At 49.0% G+C, this 1350-nt stretch carries 1 rRNA gene (running past one end of the window); it reads right to left on the minus strand.

Annotated features, from left to right (window positions below):
• A 23S ribosomal RNA gene (locus AC1RP7_RS27865) occupies window positions 1–1163 on the minus strand (it extends 1271 nt beyond the left edge of the window).
• Between the last annotated feature and the right edge of the window lie 187 nt (window positions 1164–1350).

The raw sequence follows: 1350 nt of genomic DNA on the forward strand, positions 1-1350 counted from the left end.
GATGATACCCGTAGCTTCGGTGTATGGTTTGAGCCCCGTTACATCTTCCGCGCAGGCCGACTCGACTAGTGAGCTATTACGCTTTCTTTAAAGGGTGGCTGCTTCTAAGCCAACCTCCTAGCTGTCTAAGCCTTCCCACATCGTTTCCCACTTAACCATAACTTTGGGACCTTAGCTGACGGTCTGGGTTGTTTCCCTTTTCACGACGGACGTTAGCACCCGCCGTGTGTCTCCCATGCTCGGCACTTGTAGGTATTCGGAGTTTGCATCGGTTTGGTAAGTCGGGATGACCCCCTAGCCGAAACAGTGCTCTACCCCCTACAGTGATACATGAGGCGCTACCTAAATAGCTTTCGAGGAGAACCAGCTATCTCCGAGCTTGATTAGCCTTTCACTCCGATCCACAGGTCATCCGCTAACTTTTCAACGGTAGTCGGTTCGGTCCTCCAGTCAGTGTTACCTAACCTTCAACCTGCCCATGGATAGATCGCCCGGTTTCGGGTCTATTCCCAGCGACTAGACGCCCTATTAAGACTCGCTTTCGCTACGCCTCCCCTATTCGGTTAAGCTCGCCACTGAAAATAAGTCGCTGACCCATTATACAAAAGGTACGCAGTCACCCAACAAAGTGGGCTCCCACTGCTTGTACGCATACGGTTTCAGGATCTATTTCACTCCCCTCTCCGGGGTTCTTTTCGCCTTTCCCTCACGGTACTAGTTCACTATCGGTCAGTCAGTAGTATTTAGCCTTGGAGGATGGTCCCCCCATATTCAGACAAAGTTTCTCGTGCTCCGTCCTACTCGATTTCATGACTAAGAGATTTTCGCGTACAGGGCTATCACCCACTATGGCCGCACTTTCCAGAGCGTTCCGCTAATCTCAAAGCCACTTAAGGGCTAGTCCCCGTTCGCTCGCCACTACTAAGGGAATCTCGGTTGATTTCTTTTCCTCAGGGTACTTAGATGTTTCAGTTCCCCTGGTTCGCCTCTTGCACCTATGTATTCAGTACAAGATAACCATCTTATGATGGCTGGGTTCCCCCATTCAGACATCTCCGGATCAAAGTCTGTTTGCCGACTCCCCGAAGCTTTTCGCAGGCTACCACGTCTTTCATCGCCTCTGACTGCCAAGGCATCCACCGTATGCGCTTCTTCACTTGACCATATAACCCCAAGCAATCTGGTTATACTATGAAGACGACATTCGCCGAAAATTCGAATTTCTCAACTAAGAGAACTCACAAATTTTACCTTAGCCTGATCCGTTACCAGTGAAAGTAACGTTCAGTCTATCTTTCTATCACATACCCAAATTTTTAAAGAACGAACTAGTCAAAGACTAGAAATCAA

This window comes from Pseudomonas sp. GW822-FHT01E03 (assembly GCF_058802985.1).